18 protein-coding genes are annotated in these 14,374 nt (G+C 45.7%); 16 read left to right on the top strand and 2 right to left on the bottom strand.

Annotated elements, in window-relative coordinates; all coding sequences use genetic code 11:
• The first annotated feature begins 18 nt into the window (after nt 1-18).
• The 3 genes from BS614_RS12795 (at nt 19) to BS614_RS12805 (ending at nt 2,488) form a co-directional block, all read left to right on the top strand.
• Complete coding sequence (locus BS614_RS12795) at nt 19-459, top strand: DUF350 domain-containing protein (protein ID WP_082219034.1); 441 nt, start codon at nt 19-21, stop codon at nt 457-459.
• A 119-nt stretch (nt 460-578) separates the two neighbouring features.
• Nucleotides 579-1,145 carry a hypothetical protein gene (locus BS614_RS12800; RefSeq protein WP_074094300.1) on the top strand — a complete coding sequence of 189 codons (567 nt, stop codon included), beginning with the start codon at nt 579-581 and terminating at the stop codon, nt 1,143-1,145.
• Between the two features lie 128 nt (nt 1,146-1,273).
• Nucleotides 1,274-2,488 (top strand): MFS transporter, encoded by a 1,215-nt coding sequence (locus BS614_RS12805; protein ID WP_074094301.1) that lies wholly within the window; start codon nt 1,274-1,276, stop codon nt 2,486-2,488.
• A gap of 88 nt (nt 2,489-2,576) precedes the next feature.
• On the opposite strand, the gene BS614_RS12810 is transcribed toward BS614_RS12805, so the two are convergent.
• The gene (locus BS614_RS12810) at nt 2,577-3,797 is read right to left on the bottom strand and encodes an NAD(P)/FAD-dependent oxidoreductase (RefSeq protein ID WP_074094302.1); all 1,221 of its coding nucleotides are present in this window, start codon (nt 3,795-3,797) and stop codon (nt 2,577-2,579) included.
• Nucleotides 3,798-3,894: 97 nt separating this feature from the next.
• Between BS614_RS12810 and BS614_RS12815 the strand changes: the two genes are divergently transcribed.
• The 7 genes from BS614_RS12815 to BS614_RS12845 all read left to right on the top strand — a co-directional run bounded on the left by BS614_RS12815 (nt 3,895) and on the right by BS614_RS12845 (nt 8,149).
• Nucleotides 3,895-4,131, top strand: coding sequence for a hypothetical protein (locus tag BS614_RS12815; protein ID WP_036610100.1), 237 nt, complete (start codon nt 3,895-3,897; stop codon nt 4,129-4,131).
• Between the two features lie 31 nt (nt 4,132-4,162).
• Nucleotides 4,163-4,558 (top strand): spore coat protein, encoded by a 396-nt coding sequence (locus BS614_RS12820; RefSeq protein WP_062833450.1) that lies wholly within the window; start codon nt 4,163-4,165, stop codon nt 4,556-4,558.
• 160 nt (nt 4,559-4,718) lie between these two features.
• Nucleotides 4,719-5,219, top strand: a complete 501-nt coding sequence (locus BS614_RS12825; protein WP_024628343.1) for an Lrp/AsnC family transcriptional regulator — start codon at nt 4,719-4,721, stop codon at nt 5,217-5,219.
• A 13-nt stretch (nt 5,220-5,232) separates the two neighbouring features.
• Nucleotides 5,233-6,441, top strand: coding sequence for an aminotransferase class I/II-fold pyridoxal phosphate-dependent enzyme (locus BS614_RS12830; RefSeq protein ID WP_036610094.1), 1,209 nt, complete (start codon nt 5,233-5,235; stop codon nt 6,439-6,441).
• A 187-nt stretch (nt 6,442-6,628) separates the two neighbouring features.
• The gene (locus BS614_RS12835; protein ID WP_179198508.1) at nt 6,629-6,850 is read left to right on the top strand and encodes an aspartyl-phosphate phosphatase Spo0E family protein; all 222 of its coding nucleotides are present in this window, start codon (nt 6,629-6,631) and stop codon (nt 6,848-6,850) included.
• 167 nt (nt 6,851-7,017) lie between these two features.
• The gene (locus tag BS614_RS12840; protein ID WP_017689626.1) at nt 7,018-7,569 is read left to right on the top strand and encodes a type 2 periplasmic-binding domain-containing protein; all 552 of its coding nucleotides are present in this window, start codon (nt 7,018-7,020) and stop codon (nt 7,567-7,569) included.
• Nucleotides 7,570-7,606: 37 nt separating this feature from the next.
• Nucleotides 7,607-8,149 (top strand): bifunctional adenosylcobinamide kinase/adenosylcobinamide-phosphate guanylyltransferase, encoded by a 543-nt coding sequence (locus BS614_RS12845; RefSeq protein ID WP_017689625.1) that lies wholly within the window; start codon nt 7,607-7,609, stop codon nt 8,147-8,149.
• 85 nt (nt 8,150-8,234) lie between these two features.
• On the opposite strand, the gene BS614_RS12850 is transcribed toward BS614_RS12845, so the two are convergent.
• Nucleotides 8,235-8,846 carry a DedA family protein gene (locus tag BS614_RS12850; RefSeq protein WP_074094303.1) on the bottom strand — a complete coding sequence of 204 codons (612 nt, stop codon included), beginning with the start codon at nt 8,844-8,846 and terminating at the stop codon, nt 8,235-8,237.
• Nucleotides 8,847-8,993: 147 nt separating this feature from the next.
• Here BS614_RS12850 and BS614_RS12855 point away from each other — a divergent pair, with 147 nt between their 5' ends.
• From BS614_RS12855 to BS614_RS12880, 6 genes are all read left to right on the top strand, one after another.
• Nucleotides 8,994-9,569, top strand: a complete 576-nt coding sequence (locus tag BS614_RS12855) for a cob(I)yrinic acid a,c-diamide adenosyltransferase (protein WP_036610088.1) — start codon at nt 8,994-8,996, stop codon at nt 9,567-9,569.
• Complete coding sequence (locus tag BS614_RS12860; RefSeq protein ID WP_074094304.1) at nt 9,566-10,549, top strand: RluA family pseudouridine synthase; 984 nt, start codon at nt 9,566-9,568, stop codon at nt 10,547-10,549. The genes BS614_RS12855 and BS614_RS12860 overlap by 4 nt, the downstream gene beginning before the upstream one ends.
• Nucleotides 10,550-10,904: 355 nt before the next feature.
• On the top strand, nt 10,905-11,270 hold the full coding sequence (locus BS614_RS12865) for an arsenate reductase family protein (RefSeq protein ID WP_074094305.1): 366 nt from the start codon (nt 10,905-10,907) through the stop codon (nt 11,268-11,270).
• Between the two features lie 368 nt (nt 11,271-11,638).
• Entirely contained in the window at nt 11,639-12,532 is an 894-nt protein-coding gene (locus BS614_RS12870) for a 5'-3' exonuclease (protein ID WP_017689620.1), read from the top strand.
• Between the two features lie 5 nt (nt 12,533-12,537).
• Nucleotides 12,538-13,644 carry a phosphodiester glycosidase family protein gene (locus BS614_RS12875; RefSeq protein ID WP_342351891.1) on the top strand — a complete coding sequence of 369 codons (1,107 nt, stop codon included), beginning with the start codon at nt 12,538-12,540 and terminating at the stop codon, nt 13,642-13,644.
• A 30-nt stretch (nt 13,645-13,674) separates the two neighbouring features.
• Complete coding sequence (locus BS614_RS12880) at nt 13,675-14,361, top strand: MOSC domain-containing protein (protein ID WP_074094307.1); 687 nt, start codon at nt 13,675-13,677, stop codon at nt 14,359-14,361.
• The last annotated feature ends 13 nt before the right edge of the window (nt 14,362-14,374 follow it).

Raw genomic sequence — 14,374 nt, forward strand, 5'->3', positions numbered from 1 at the left:
TATTCATGAAGGTCGCAGATGGGGAGAGGGGAACGGTGCGTGATAGAAAGCATTGACCAATTGCTGTCTCATCCCTTGGGGATGGTACTCGGTTTTTTCTCGGTAGCGATTATGGAGCTGCTTGTATTTCTGGCTTGCTTCGAACTGGTGACCAAGTATAAATGCTGGACGGAGATCAAGAAGGGCAATGTGGCCGTTGCGATGGCTACAGGAGGTAAGATCTTCGGGATCTGCAACGTATTGCGGTTCTGCATACAAGCGAAATCTTCGGTATATGAAGCCATGACGTGGTCATTCGTAGGGTTTATCCTTCTGCTCATTGCCTACTTTTTGTTCGAATTCCTGACACCCGTGTTCTCCATTGATAAGGAGATCGAATCGGATAACCGAGCTGTCGGATTGATATCCATGATTATTTCAGTCTCGCTGTCGTTTGTAATTGGCGCGAGCATTATCTAGGGGGACCGGTCATGAAGATATTGATACGGATTCTGTTTGCGGCATCGATCGTGTTTTTTGCCATCGGTGTCATCTATGTAATGAATACATGATTATATGAAAGAGAAAGGTTGATCAATATGGAAACAACAGTATGCCCTTGGTGTCAGACGGAGATTGTATGGGATGAGGAGCTCGGTCCTGAAGAAGAGTGTCCTTATTGCCACAATGAGTTAAAAGGATACCGAACGCTCAACATTAACATCGATGATGAAGAGAACGATGAAGCTGAGGACGACATCTATGATGTAGACGATGTAACGAACGAGAAACAGACTACGGATCTTTCTGATCTGTGGGGGGATGAAGTCGAACTTAAATTGCCGGAGTTGCGAACGTTAACCAAATACGCGGATGAAGGTAATGATCTCATTCAGTATGAACAAGGTGTACAGAAGCAACTTGATCATCAGGAAGAAGTACCAGAGTGCCCGAATTGCCGGGAATTCATGATTCTCGCAGGTACACAAGCTGCAACGCAGGATAACTTCACACCAGTTGCTAACGCTGCTTCGGGTGTAGGGTCACTATTGTCAACACCATTCAAGGTGCTAACCTATGTGTGCTCTGGATGTTTCCAAGTTCAATACAGTCTGTCTGAGGAAGATCGTCTGCGTCTGATCAAGAACCTGAGTACGCCGGAATAAACATTTCGGAGATTCTAACCAATTTCATAGCAATCCTAAAGATTCATCATGTTTTCCTCTTGCTTGGGGCACGTTAACCCTAAGACTACCTGTACACAGTTCACTTCAGGTGGATGAAGGAGGAGCAGATGAAGATTACTTTAGGCCGACAATCCATTCTGCTTTTGGGCGTGAATGGATTGTTTGCGTTAGCCGGAGCGCTGTCGGGAACCTTTTTGAATGTGTTTCTGTGGAAAAGCCGTCCGGATTATGCCATGTTGGGGTGGTTCACTCTCAGCCAGCAACTGGCCATTGGACTGACATTCTGGCTTGCTGGCAAATGGGTCAAGGAACACAATAAAATGAGTGCACTACGACTAGGTACTGCGCTGTCCGGCATATTTTATATGATAGTCCTCTGGGCTGGTTCCAAAGCTGTAGACTGGATATGGCCTCTGGGTATACTACTGGGTTGTTCCCTGGGGTTATTCTGGATTGCATTTAATGTTGTGTATTTTGAAATAACGGATCGGGAAAACAGGGATTTATTCAATGGCTGGGTCGGGTTACTTGGTTCGATGACAGGAATTATAGGTCCATGGTTCTCCGGTCTGATTATTACTCGCATGACAGACAACACGGGATATCGGCTCATCTTTACGGTATCACTCGTTATTTATGTCATAGCGGTAGTTTTTAGTTTTTTTCTGAAAAAAAGAAAGGTGAGCGGTACATACCGCTGGTCAGAACCTTGGATACAGCTATCCAAGCGGGATAGTCCCTGGAGGACCTTAGGCTTGGGTTTATTCGCTCAGGGTGCACGTGAAGGTGTCTTTGCCTTCCTGATTGCACTGCTTGTATATTTGGCTACCGCACAGGAGTACAAATTGGGGCAGTTCTCACTCATCACTTCTGCTGTGGCTCTAGTAAGTTATTGGGCAGCCGGGAAATGGTTTAAACCACAGTATAGATCAAAAGGCATGTTCATCGGAGCCCTCATTCTGCTCGTTGTGCTTCTTCCTCTTCTCTGGAAAGTGACCTATGGTACGCTGTTAATCATGGGGATTGGGAGTGCTGTTGCGATGCCGTTATATGTATTACCGATGATATCAGCGGGATTCGACATGATGGGCACAAGTGGCGAAAATGTGGAGAAAAGGGTTGAACTTGTCGTTTTGAGAGAGTTATGCCTGATGCTTGGCAGACTATGTGGGTTGGCCATATTTATTGTGACGGTCTTAAATGCTCCGTCTCTACGCATGTTGACCTGGCTTATTATTGTCCTTGGTGCGTCTCCGCTAATTGGATGGATCTTTATGCGCAAGTTATTGAACCGAACGGAAGGGCAAGAGCCCTTGGCTTAGCAGGCTTCCCAATATATAAACAGGGTACAGCGGCGGGAAAGAGAACTTTCCGTGTGCTGTACCCTGTTTGTATTGATTTATTTTGATGTTATACAGGAGATGGTTTACTTGTACGTGTGAGAGAGAACAGATCCATATCAGGGTTTTGTTTGCCAGTAATAGCATCCACAATTAAGGAAGCAGCAATCATGCTGTATACGGTTCCGTTACCTCCATACCCTTCTACAAAATATGAATGCGGATAATCCGGATGTGTGCCGATCAGGGGGAGGCCATCATTCGTATTACCAAACACAGCGCCCCAGGCATAATCGACTTCAAGATCATCTAAAGGGAAATAGGAACGGACCTCTTCCAGTAGTGTATCTCCCCGGTGTTTTGAACGTATTTCACGTTGATCCTCTCGAGGTGTTTCTTCATCCAAACCGCCTGCGATGATTCTTCCGTCCGGTGTTGTTCGCATATACAAATATGGGCGAGCTGTCTCCCAAATCATGCTGTGTTCAAACCATTCACTAAGATCAGACAACGGTTTGGTAGCAATCGCGTAGGTCGTTTTCAGATAGGCTCCGCGATCCTTTTTGATGTCCTGTGTCTCGTAACCGGCAGCAAATATGACCTTCTTGGCACGGATTTTACCGTTGGCAGTGTGGCAGACTACACCATCTTCATCGTATTCACAGTGTATCATCTCCGTCTGACCATAGATTCGAGCGCCACGCTTATTGGCGGATTCAAACAAGGCATGAACAAAACGATAGGGGTTCACTTCTGCATCTCCCATGGTGTACAGTGCAGCGGGTTTGCTGAAGGGGAAATGCTGGCTTATTTTGTCGGCATCCCACAGTTCAGCTTCAAAACCATAACGCTTCAAGGTCTGATATTCTTCCTCCAATAGGGCCACATCATCTTCACTGCTTGCAAAACAAAGACTTGTTCGTGGGATAAACCAAGGGTCTGTATCCAGGCTGTCTGCAATTTGAGCAAGTTGTTTCATGGCTTCACGACAAAGCTCATAAAAACGTACGCCTATTGCTTCACCAAAAGTGTGGATACATGAGGTTAGTGTTTTGTCATTGGTGTATTGTAAAAGACCTGTATTGGCAGAACTGCTGCCGTGGGCAATGTCTCGCTTATCAATCACAACAGTGTTAACACCGTGTTCCGTGAGTAGTTTAGATGTCAATGCGCCCCCCATGCCCCCACCAATGATGAGGCAGTCACAAGAGATGTCTTCTTGCAGAGCAGAATAATTAAATGTTGAATTGAAAGTGGAGGGCCAGAAAGGTGTGCCATAGACCAGATCCATTAGAAACATCTCCTTTATAATTTAAATTTGTATACTTTTGTGTGACCGGGTTAACAATAATTGCGCATAAACTTTATGCCGAGGAGGCCATCGAAACATGCAGAATCATACTATGCAAGCGCTGAGTCCCAAAGAATTGAACTACATTGCGGACTCTATCACCAATGAAGAACTGCTGATTAAGCAGTGTGCAGCCACAGCTTCCATCACACATAATCCACAAATTCAACAAGCACTGAATCACTATGTTCGCTCACATGAACAGCATCTGAACACGCTTGTCAATGCACTGCAGCAACATCAGTCTCTTGCACCGGCGCAAGTCAGTAATTGAAGACAACTCTAACTGTATAGGAGGAAAACGCATGTATTCTCAATCTTTATCATCTAATGGCGCTTTTATGCAGGAGCAGGATCTGCTGAAGTCGATTCTTGCAGATTTAAGACGAACCTCGCGCGAATATACGACTGCGACAACGGAAGCTTCCTGCCCCATGACTCGTCGAATGTTCACAGACCTGACAAACGATACCCTAAGATTACAAGGGGAACTGTTCAATCTGATGCAGCAAAACAACATGTATTCTGTCTCGTCCAAGGCACTTCGTCAGGATGTGGACAAGCAAATTCAGTCCGCCCACCAGACCCAACAAAAGTGTCAGCAATTCATTCAGGAAAAGAATACGCAGAACAGTTCATATAGCCAAGCTCCTAATGTGCCTCAGCATCAACCGAATTACGGTAACCCTTATTACATGTAACCTATGTAAAAGAGGTTTGAAGCACCTAACTATCCAGGACCATACCACCGCTTGCCTGAATTCAGGGCAGGCGGTCTTTTGTCTATGCATCAACGTCAAATTCATGTAATATAAGTATTAATTCATTTTCAGGAACCTGGATGACGCTGGAGGGAAAACCATGAAAGATTTGAACGATCTGCAATTAAAAGTTCTGGATCTGTTGAAGGAAGACGCGAGAAGGACTCCCGCACTGCTGTCGACGCTGCTGGGGGAGTCGGAAGACAAGATCAAGAACGCCGTGGCACAGCTAGAACAAGACCACGTCATCGTGAAATACGCAACCGTCGTGAACTGGAGCAAAATAGATGATGAAAAAGTAACGGCCCTGATTGAGGTGCAGATCACGCCGGAGCGTGGTCGTGGTTTTGAAGGGATTGCCGAACGCATTTATCTCTATCCGCAAGTGAAGTCCGTATATCTCATGTCCGGTGCATACGATCTGCTCGTTGAAGTGGAAGGTGGCAACCTGCGTGAAGTCGCTAATTTTGTGTCGGAGAAACTGTCTCCGATAGACTCTGTACTTTCAACCAAAACGAATTTTATTCTTAAAAAATATAAGCAGGACGGGATTATCTTTGAAGACCATCAGGAAGACAACCGTCTCATGATCTCGCCGTAAAGGAAGATGTGTCATGATAGTGAATGAACAGACAACCGGGAACAACAAGAAAATGACATCTTATCTGGCACCCCTCGTGCAGCAGATACCTCCATCCGGAATTCGTAAATTCTTTGATCTGGTTGGAGACAACAAGGATATTATCACATTGGGTGTGGGTGAACCTGATTTTGTTACCCCTTGGCATATGCGTGAAGCTTGTGTATACTCGCTGGAAAGAGGTATGACCAGCTACACATCCAACGCAGGTATGCCGAAGTTGAGAGAAGCCATCAGTGAATATCTGGATACTCAGTTTGATACCAAATACGATCCCAAGGATGAGATTATTGTTACCGTGGGTGGCAGTGAAGCGATTGACTTGGCTTTGCGCGCATTAATCGTACCTGGCGACGAGATTCTCATTCCTGAACCTTCGTACGTGGCGTATTCACCAATCGCTTCAATCGGTGGCGGTATACCGGTTGGTGTTGAAACCTACGCGAAAGATCAGTTCAAGTTAACAGCTGAAGCGCTTGAGGCAGGAATCACGCCGAAGTCAAAAGTGGTTATTCTGTGTTATCCGAGTAATCCCACTGGAGCCATCATGACGTATGAAGAGTGGCTGCCTATTGCTGAAGTGATTAAAAAGCATGATCTGATTGTGATCGCGGATGAAATTTACGCTGAATTGACGTATACGCAAAAACATGTTAGCTTTGCAGCTATCCCTGACATGAAGGAGCGGACCATTCTCGTAAGCGGATTTTCGAAGGCTTTTGCAATGACAGGCTGGAGGATCGGTTACATGTGTGGTCATCCTGAGCTTATTGCAGCCATGCTCAAAATCCATCAGTATACGGTAATGTGTGCGCCGGCCATGGGTCAGGTTGCTGCACTTGAGGCGTTGACGAATGGTTTGGGTGAGAAGGATCGGATGGTAGAATCGTATAATCAGCGTAGACGTTTAATTGTGCAGGGATTCAGAGATATTGGACTTGATTGTCATGAACCTCAGGGAGCATTCTATGCATTCCCGAGCATTCAAAAGACGGGTATGAGTTCCGACCTGTTTGCTGAGCGATTGTTAACAGAAAATAAAGTAGCTGCTGTTCCGGGGAATGTTTTTGGTCCTCAGGGTGAAGGCTTCTTGCGTTGTTCTTATGCTACTTCTGTAACCCAATTAAATGAAGCTTTGGAACGAATCGGAAACTTTGTTTACAAACTGCAAAAAGAGGGTTAATACTAAAGTAGAATCTTTTTAAAATGTGATATTGTTATTATTGGAAAAAAATAACTTTCTTTTACAAAATAATGTGATATAATTCAAATTTGAAATAAGTTTTCATATATTTGGAAACCATTTTTCCAAGGAGGGGTTAGCTTTGTTTTGTGTTGAATATGATTTACCGACGAATCGTGGGCACTATCTGGCAGAAGGCGATCATGGCGACCGATGGTCGGTGAAACCCGATAACGCATCTTTGCATGACATTTCCTTGGAAGATGAAATTCATATGCTTCGTCGCAAGATGGAACAGATCTTCCTCGAAGAGAAATCATTCACATCCGATATTGTAATTGAAATCAGCAGTTTGCTGGATTTAAAGATTAATGAATATATGAAGGCCAACCCGATTAAAGCAAAATAACGTTTATGCTGGATTGAAACGTTTCATTAATCGAATTAGAAAGGGAGACCTGAGAGGGTCTTCTTTTTTGTGTGTAAAGGCAAGGTGATCCCCCGATAAGCCAGGTTATTTTTTTGCGTGGAACAATTGTGATATATTGGACATAGGAGACTAAAGGGGGAACTGGAATGAAGAGATTTTGGGGGCTTACTGCAATCATTTCTATCGTTTTTCTGCTTGCTGGTTGTGGAGGTAAAGATGGTTTTTCCATATTCATCATTGATAACCAAGGAAATCCATCTGTAATCTCAGAACAGTTACAGGCCAATCTGCAACAGAAACTGGGTGAGGAACCCAAGGTGGAAGTGATTACCAGTGCAATGTATGATGTTCAGAAAATTATGGTAGAATATGCGGCTGGAGGACATGATATTTTCATTTTACCTGAGTCCGACATGAAACAATACGGAAGTAATGGCTCCAATGTTCCGCTGGATGATACTTTTGATCCCAAGAAGTTTGAACGGGGTGTATTTGAGGGTGGAGTATTGGTAGAGAAGGGTGAAGGAGATGGAGGTTCAGATCTCAAGCAAGAATCACATCTTTACGGCATTCCGCTCGAAGATATGAAAATGTTTAAAGATGTAGAATATGCTGCGAGCAATTTGTTCGCAACCATTCCAGTGTCATCTTCCAATGTCGAAGAATCCAAAAAAGTGCTGAAGGCGCTGACAGAGTAAAGAAAATTCAGAATGGCTATGGAAGGAGGGAAGCGGATTGCTGATTACGGTCACAGGCGGCATAGGTAGTGGTAAAACCCGGTTTGCCCTCAAGTACGCAGCCGGGATTAGCCGGGAGGGTGTATATTTATCCACCGGTGATCATGATCCCGTTATTCCCGAATTGCCATCCGCTCATTATCGTGCCATTCATGCCGGGAACGGTCAGCATCTGACAGAGGTGATCACCCAGATTAATCGGGAATCCAATCTGTTTTTGGCGGATCAGCGAATTGTAATTGTAGACAGTCTGACCTCCTGGATGGCTGCCGGTTTCAGGGCAACAGAGGATCTGGATCATCAGCGTTCAGAGACACAGCTTTTGCTTGATGCATTATTGTCTTATCAGGGGAAGTTGCTTGTGATTACCAATGAAATGCATGGCACATTGCATCCTACCGAAGAAGAACGAATATTTACAGCGAGAATGGCTTCGGTTAATCGGATGCTGCAGATACATGCTGAAAAGATGTACTTGCTGGTATCTGGTCTGGCTATCGATCTTAAAAGTCAGGGCATGCGAAATGAAGATGAACGATAGTGAGATGACATAAACGGGTGATATAAAGAAGCCTCCTTAACCACGAATTGGTGGCGAGGAGGCTTTATTTATTAAGCTATTCTTTTTATTTCTGCTTTTTGCTACGTCTGATCCACCAGATGATACATCCGATGACAATGATGGCCAGAATGACATACACTACAATGGAATAGACGTCCATAAAGTGCAAAATGCTCTCCCATGATGCGCCAAGCGCAGCACCAACGCAGACTAGAATGACATTCCAGATCAATGTACCAATGGTTGTAAAGAGAAGGAATAAACCAAATTTCATATTGGACATGCCTGCGGGAATAGAGATAAGGCTACGGACGAGGGGAACCATTCGGCAGAATAATACGGTCCACATGCCATATTTGTCAAACCATGCATCGACACGGTGAATATCCTCTTTTTTGATGCGCAGAACATGTCCCCAGCGTTCCACAATTTTCTCAAGGCGTTCGACGTCAATGAGTAGACCAATGCCATACAGGATCACAGCACCAAGGACAGAACCAATGGTTGCAGCGATAATAACTCCTGGAATAGTGAGACTGGTATAGGTGGTCATGAATCCGCCAAACGGCAAGATGATTTCGGATGGAATCGGGGGAAATACGTTCTCAAGAGCAATAATGAGTGCAATGCCTATGTAGCCGTATTGTTCCATGAAATCGGTTATCCAGTTTTGCATAATCGTCTCCTTTACTTTTGGTTTCCTTCGATTTGTCGTATACTCTGCAGAGCACACCAATTCTTATATACGTGTAAAGCGATAGAGGGGTTTCTGAAAAAATGCATTCCCGTATTCATTATTATATTACCAATTGGAGGGATAACGATGGGCATATATACACGAACAGGTGACGAAGGACAGACTTCGGTCATCGGTGGACGCGTCATCAAGGATGATGACCGAGTTGAGGCTTATGGTACGATTGATGAGTTGAACTGTTTTGTAGGCCAGGCGATCAGCCTTATTGACTCGGCTCAAGGGGAATTTGAAGATCTGCGTGAACATCTGCTGGAAGTTCAGCAGGAACTGTTTGATTGTGGGTCGGATCTGGCCTTTGTGAAGATTAGTGAGACCAAATATAAGGTGAGAGATGAAATGGTCACACGTCTGGAACAATGGATCGACCAGTATGATGCAGAGAATCCAAAAGTGGAACGATTCATTATTCCTGGTGGCAGTCAGCTGTCTTCTGCTCTTCATGTGTGCCGTACTGTATGTCGTCGCGCAGAGCGTCGCACGGTAACATTGGGACAACATACGGACATTAACCCGTCTGTACGACGGTATCTAAACCGACTGTCTGATTATTTCTTCGTGGTTGCACGGACGGCCAACGCGAGACAACAGGTGGCGGATATTGAATATGTGCGGAGCAAAAAAGTATTCCGCCGCAAAGAATGAGCCAATATTATTCGCCGATTGTCTACACGGTGACCGAACAAGAAGATGGCTGGCTGCTGAAGACCGTGCTTCAGCGCCGGCTGCTGGTGTCGCGTAAGCTTTTGTCCAAAATTAAGATGACCGAACAAGGTGTCATGTTAAATGGAGAGCGCGTGTATATTAGCGTCAAGGTAGCTGCAGGTGATGTCGTTGAAGTTCGGATGGAGCAAGAGGAATCGGATGATATTTTGCCTGAGCCTATTCCCTTTACCGTTCTGTATGAAGATGAGCACTTGCTTATTGTCAACAAGGATGCGGGCATCATCGTTCATCCGACGCATGGACATTACACGGGTACTTTGGCAAATGGCGTTGTTCATTACTGGAAAACCAAGGGTGAACGCTTCCGGTTCAGACCGATTCATCGACTTGATCAGGAAACGTCCGGTGTGCTCGCAATAGCCAAGAACCCTTATGTGCATCAGCATGTGTCTGAACAGATGATCGCTGGAACAGTGGATAAGAAATATATTGCACTTGTGCACGGAAGCCCTGTCCCGGAACAAGGTTCGGTGGACGGACCGATTGACCGCGATCCTGAAGAGCCACACCGTCGAGTCGTAACACCTGATGGTTACGCTGCAAGAACGTTGTACACAACCTTAACACGTTGGTCAGGGGGCAACGCCAGTGCGATAAGCCTCAAGCTGGAAAGTGGCAGAACCCATCAGATCAGGGTACATATGACTTCTATCGGATGCCCGTTGATAGGTGATCGAATGTACAAGACACTACCTGTGCATGAGATCGATGAGCAGACCATGGCTGTTCGAGAAGAACGGGACAGCTGGATCGAACGCCAGGCATTACACGCTTGTGAGCTGACGTTCGAACACCCAATTCTACAGGAACGCATAACGTTCCAAGCTCCTTTTCCAGCAGATATGGCCGCGTTGGAGCAGCGTTTGAATGATGAGGCAGCTCCCAGAGAAGAACTGTAGGAAGCTGCGACGGGACTCTTAGATTTCCTTAGATACGCCCTCTGTGTAGTAGGTGTCGTAGCTTTCTGTACGGCAAGCCTTGGTTGAGGTCAACGCTGGTGGGCTATTCCATGTGAGGGGACTTAATGCACCTGAACAACATGCCGTAGGCTAATCATTATGGTTGTAGACTCTTTAGTCCTTAAAGTTTTAAGGTCTTGATCCAAAAAATATAGCGAATGTGTTTTGAGCTCATTCGCAAAAGTCAGTAAAGTTGCATGGCGATGGTATCGATTTGGAGCGACTTTTGGATTTGCGAAGCAAACCAAGGGAAGCGAGAAGTCGAAACCGGAGCCACACACTAGGAGGCAAATCAATGAGTAACTTAAAAGTATATCAATATGCCAAATGCGGCACATGCCGCAAAGCTGTAAAATGGCTTGAAGCTCAAGGACATGAGCTGGAGTTAATCCCTATTTTTGACTCACCGCCGTCAGAATCTGAACTAACAGAACTCATCCAAAAGAGTGGACTGGAAGTGAAAAAGTTCTTTAATACGAGCGGGGAAGTGTACAAAGAACAACAACTGAAGGACAAACTTCCGGGAATGTCAGCTGATGAACAGATTCGTTTATTGGCTTCCAATGGTCGTCTGATCAAACGTCCAATCGTTACGAATGGAGAAAAGGTGACGGTTGGGTTCAAGGAAGAAAAGTACGAGCAGGAATGGAATAACGCATAAACGCGCTGAATATCAGCCTTAAATTGTTCAAAATTCAGGGCTTTTTTGGCTGATCGATGGTTGGCGGAACTATGCTATAATGATAGAATTAGTTCGATATTTTATTTGCTATAGAAATTGAACTAAACATTTACACGAAAATGGAGAGGACAGAAATAACCTGAAGAAGCGGAGCGTTCGCATAAAAGCTTTCTGAAAGAAAGCTACTTCGGAAGCATATGCTATCCCCGGATTTTCCCTTTGGAAAAGGGAATCAAAAAAATCTGGGGATAACAGCGATCAGAAGGTTGTTCTGTCATCGGAATGGTAAGTGTAAATATACTTTAGTTTAATTTCTATAGAATCAGGACAGGAGAGAACAAATTCAAGTGAATCAACGTAATGAACCTACTTTGTTGCTGGTAGACGGTATGGCGGTGTTGTTCCGTGCTTTTTATGCGACATCTGCAAGCGGATATATCAGACGTACAAAGGCAGGATTGCCTACCAACGCAGTCTACGGATTTATCCGTTATTTCTGGGATGCGGTTCAGACTTTTGGGCCAAGTCATGTCGTATGTTGTTGGGATATGGGTGGTAAGACGTTCCGCGGTGAAGAATATGCAGCCTACAAAGGCAACCGGGCCGAAGCTCCGGATGACCTGATTCCCCAGTTTGCCCTGATTCGTGAAGTGATGGATAGCCTGGGTATTCCGAATATAGGTGCACAAGGATTCGAAGCCGACGATTGTATCGGGACGCTTGCGAAGTATTATACCGAAGAGACAGATATGAATGTTATGGTACTGACGGGTGACCACGACATGTTGCAACTGATCAATGACCGCACAAGTATCATTATTATGAAAAAAGGCCATGGCAACTACATGGTGTATAATCCTGAAACGCTCATGGCAGAGAAACAACTGACACCTCGTCAAGTGATTGACATGAAGGGTCTGATGGGAGATGCCAGCGACAATTATCCCGGAGTACGGGGAATTGGTGAGAAAACAGCGTTGAAGCTTGTACAGGAATACGGATCCATTGAAGGGATTTTGAGTAACATGGATAAACTGACCCCTTCGGTGCGTAACAAGATTGAGAATGATCTGGATATGCTTCATCTGTCCCGCAAACTGGCAGAGATTCATTGTGCTGTTCCGGTTGCCTGTGCGCTGGATATCTGTGAATTGCGTCTTGATCCGGATATGGTGATGGACAAGTTTGAACAACTTGAGATGAAGAGCCTTGGCTCTTGGATGGGAGTGGCAATAGGGTGAGCAACATGAAGAACGTACGAACAGGGAAAAAGTGGTGGACAGGGGCTATGGCCCTCGTCCTGGCCTTGCCCGTAATTCTTTCGGGAGCAGTAAGTGCACCACAGACAGTGGATGCCAAAGCAGCAATTAGCACCAAAGTACAGAAAGTAAAAGCAGCAGGACGTAATTTTACCGTACAGACCGTTTCGATTCCAAAGGGAACACCGGTTACCGTGGGACTCGCGAAGAAGCAAGTTGGCCAGACGGCAACATTGCCATCGATTGTGAAAGCCTATGGTGCACAAGCAGCCATTAACGGAGCATTTTTTGAAGCATATAACGGAGCACCAGATCCATACGGTATGTTAATAGCAAATGGTAAGGTCATACATATTGGAAGATACGGAACATCCATCGGATTTAAGGAAGACGGCTCGGCGATCATGGATTCACTTCAGGTGAGTTTGACAGGTAAAGTAACGGATACAAAAGGTAAATCACGGAGTTGGTATGCAACCTTTATTAATCGAACACCTTCAGCGAACGCAAGCATTACGATGCTGTATACGCCTGAACGAGGTGCCACAGTTGGGTTCAAAGGTGGCACTGCGGTTGTCATGGAGAAAGGTATTGTGACCAAAAAAGTGCCCAATACAAATGTAGCGATTCCTAAGAATGGCTCGGTACTGGTCTTCACAGGTAACCAGAAGTCTTCTTCGGATCGTTTCACCGTTGGTTCGACCGTAGAAATGAATTATAAGTATACGAACGCAGCAGGCAAAGAGATTCCTTGGCAAGATGTAGTGACTGCTGTGGGAGCAGGACCCCGTCTGGTGAAAGACGGCAAGGTAGCTGTCAATCCGACGAGCGAAGGTTTCAAGGATGCCAAGATTCTTAATGCTTCCGGAGCCAGAAGTGGTATTGCGATCATGGCAGACGGTTCTGTTATGCTGGCTACCGTTTCCGGAGCAACAATCAAGGAGTGGGCAGCGGTGATGCAGAAGCTTGGTGCCAAACAGGCCATGAATCTGGATGGTGGTGCATCCTCAGGCATGTATGCCGGGGGCAAAATGCTGACTTCTCCAGGTCGGATTTTGAGTAATACGCTTGTATTTGGCGGCTCTGTGCGTTAAAAGAAAGTGATTATGGGAGGTATGACGCAAATGACACTCACATCTGATCGAAAGCCAGGGGAGGGCAATACAGCTGTTCTGGCCATTAATGTAGGACTGCCGCAGCCGCTCCCTGGGCAGAAGCGTGAAGTGCTGAGCGGCATTGTGAAACATCCTGTATCCGACGCGGTTTTCCTGTCATTCACTGGAATGACAGGGGACGCGCAGGCGGATCTGGTGCATCATGGCGGCCCTGACAAAGCCGTTTGTGTATACGATTACAGTCGTTATCCGGCGCTGGAACAACTGATGGATCGCAAGCTGGATTGGGGAGCTTGTGGAGAAAATCTGACGGTTGAAGGCTGTGCCGAAGAAGACGTACGGATTGGTGATGTGTACGAGTTGGGCGAAGCCACAGTGCAGGTCAGTCAGCCCAGACAACCTTGCTTCAAGCTGGGTGCGAGGTATGATTATAAGGAGCTGCCTGTTTATTTTCAGGAGAGTGGATATACCGGCTTTTACTTTCGTGTACTGCAAGAAGGTGAGGTAAGGCCTTCATCGATATTTCGACGGATCAGCACCGATCCAGCCTCAATGACGGTTCTTGAAGCCAATCGAATCATGCATCAGGGGAAAGAAAATGTCGATGGTATTCAGGCGTTGCTGGCCATTCCTGCGCTGTCAGACAGCTGGAGGCAAACGTTAATGAAACGATTGTCCAAGCTGGAGAACAAGTAGCAGGGTAATTATC

Origin of the sequence: Paenibacillus xylanexedens, from assembly GCF_001908275.1 — a bacterium.
In the GTDB taxonomy this organism is placed as follows: domain Bacteria; phylum Bacillota; class Bacilli; order Paenibacillales; family Paenibacillaceae; genus Paenibacillus; species Paenibacillus xylanexedens_A.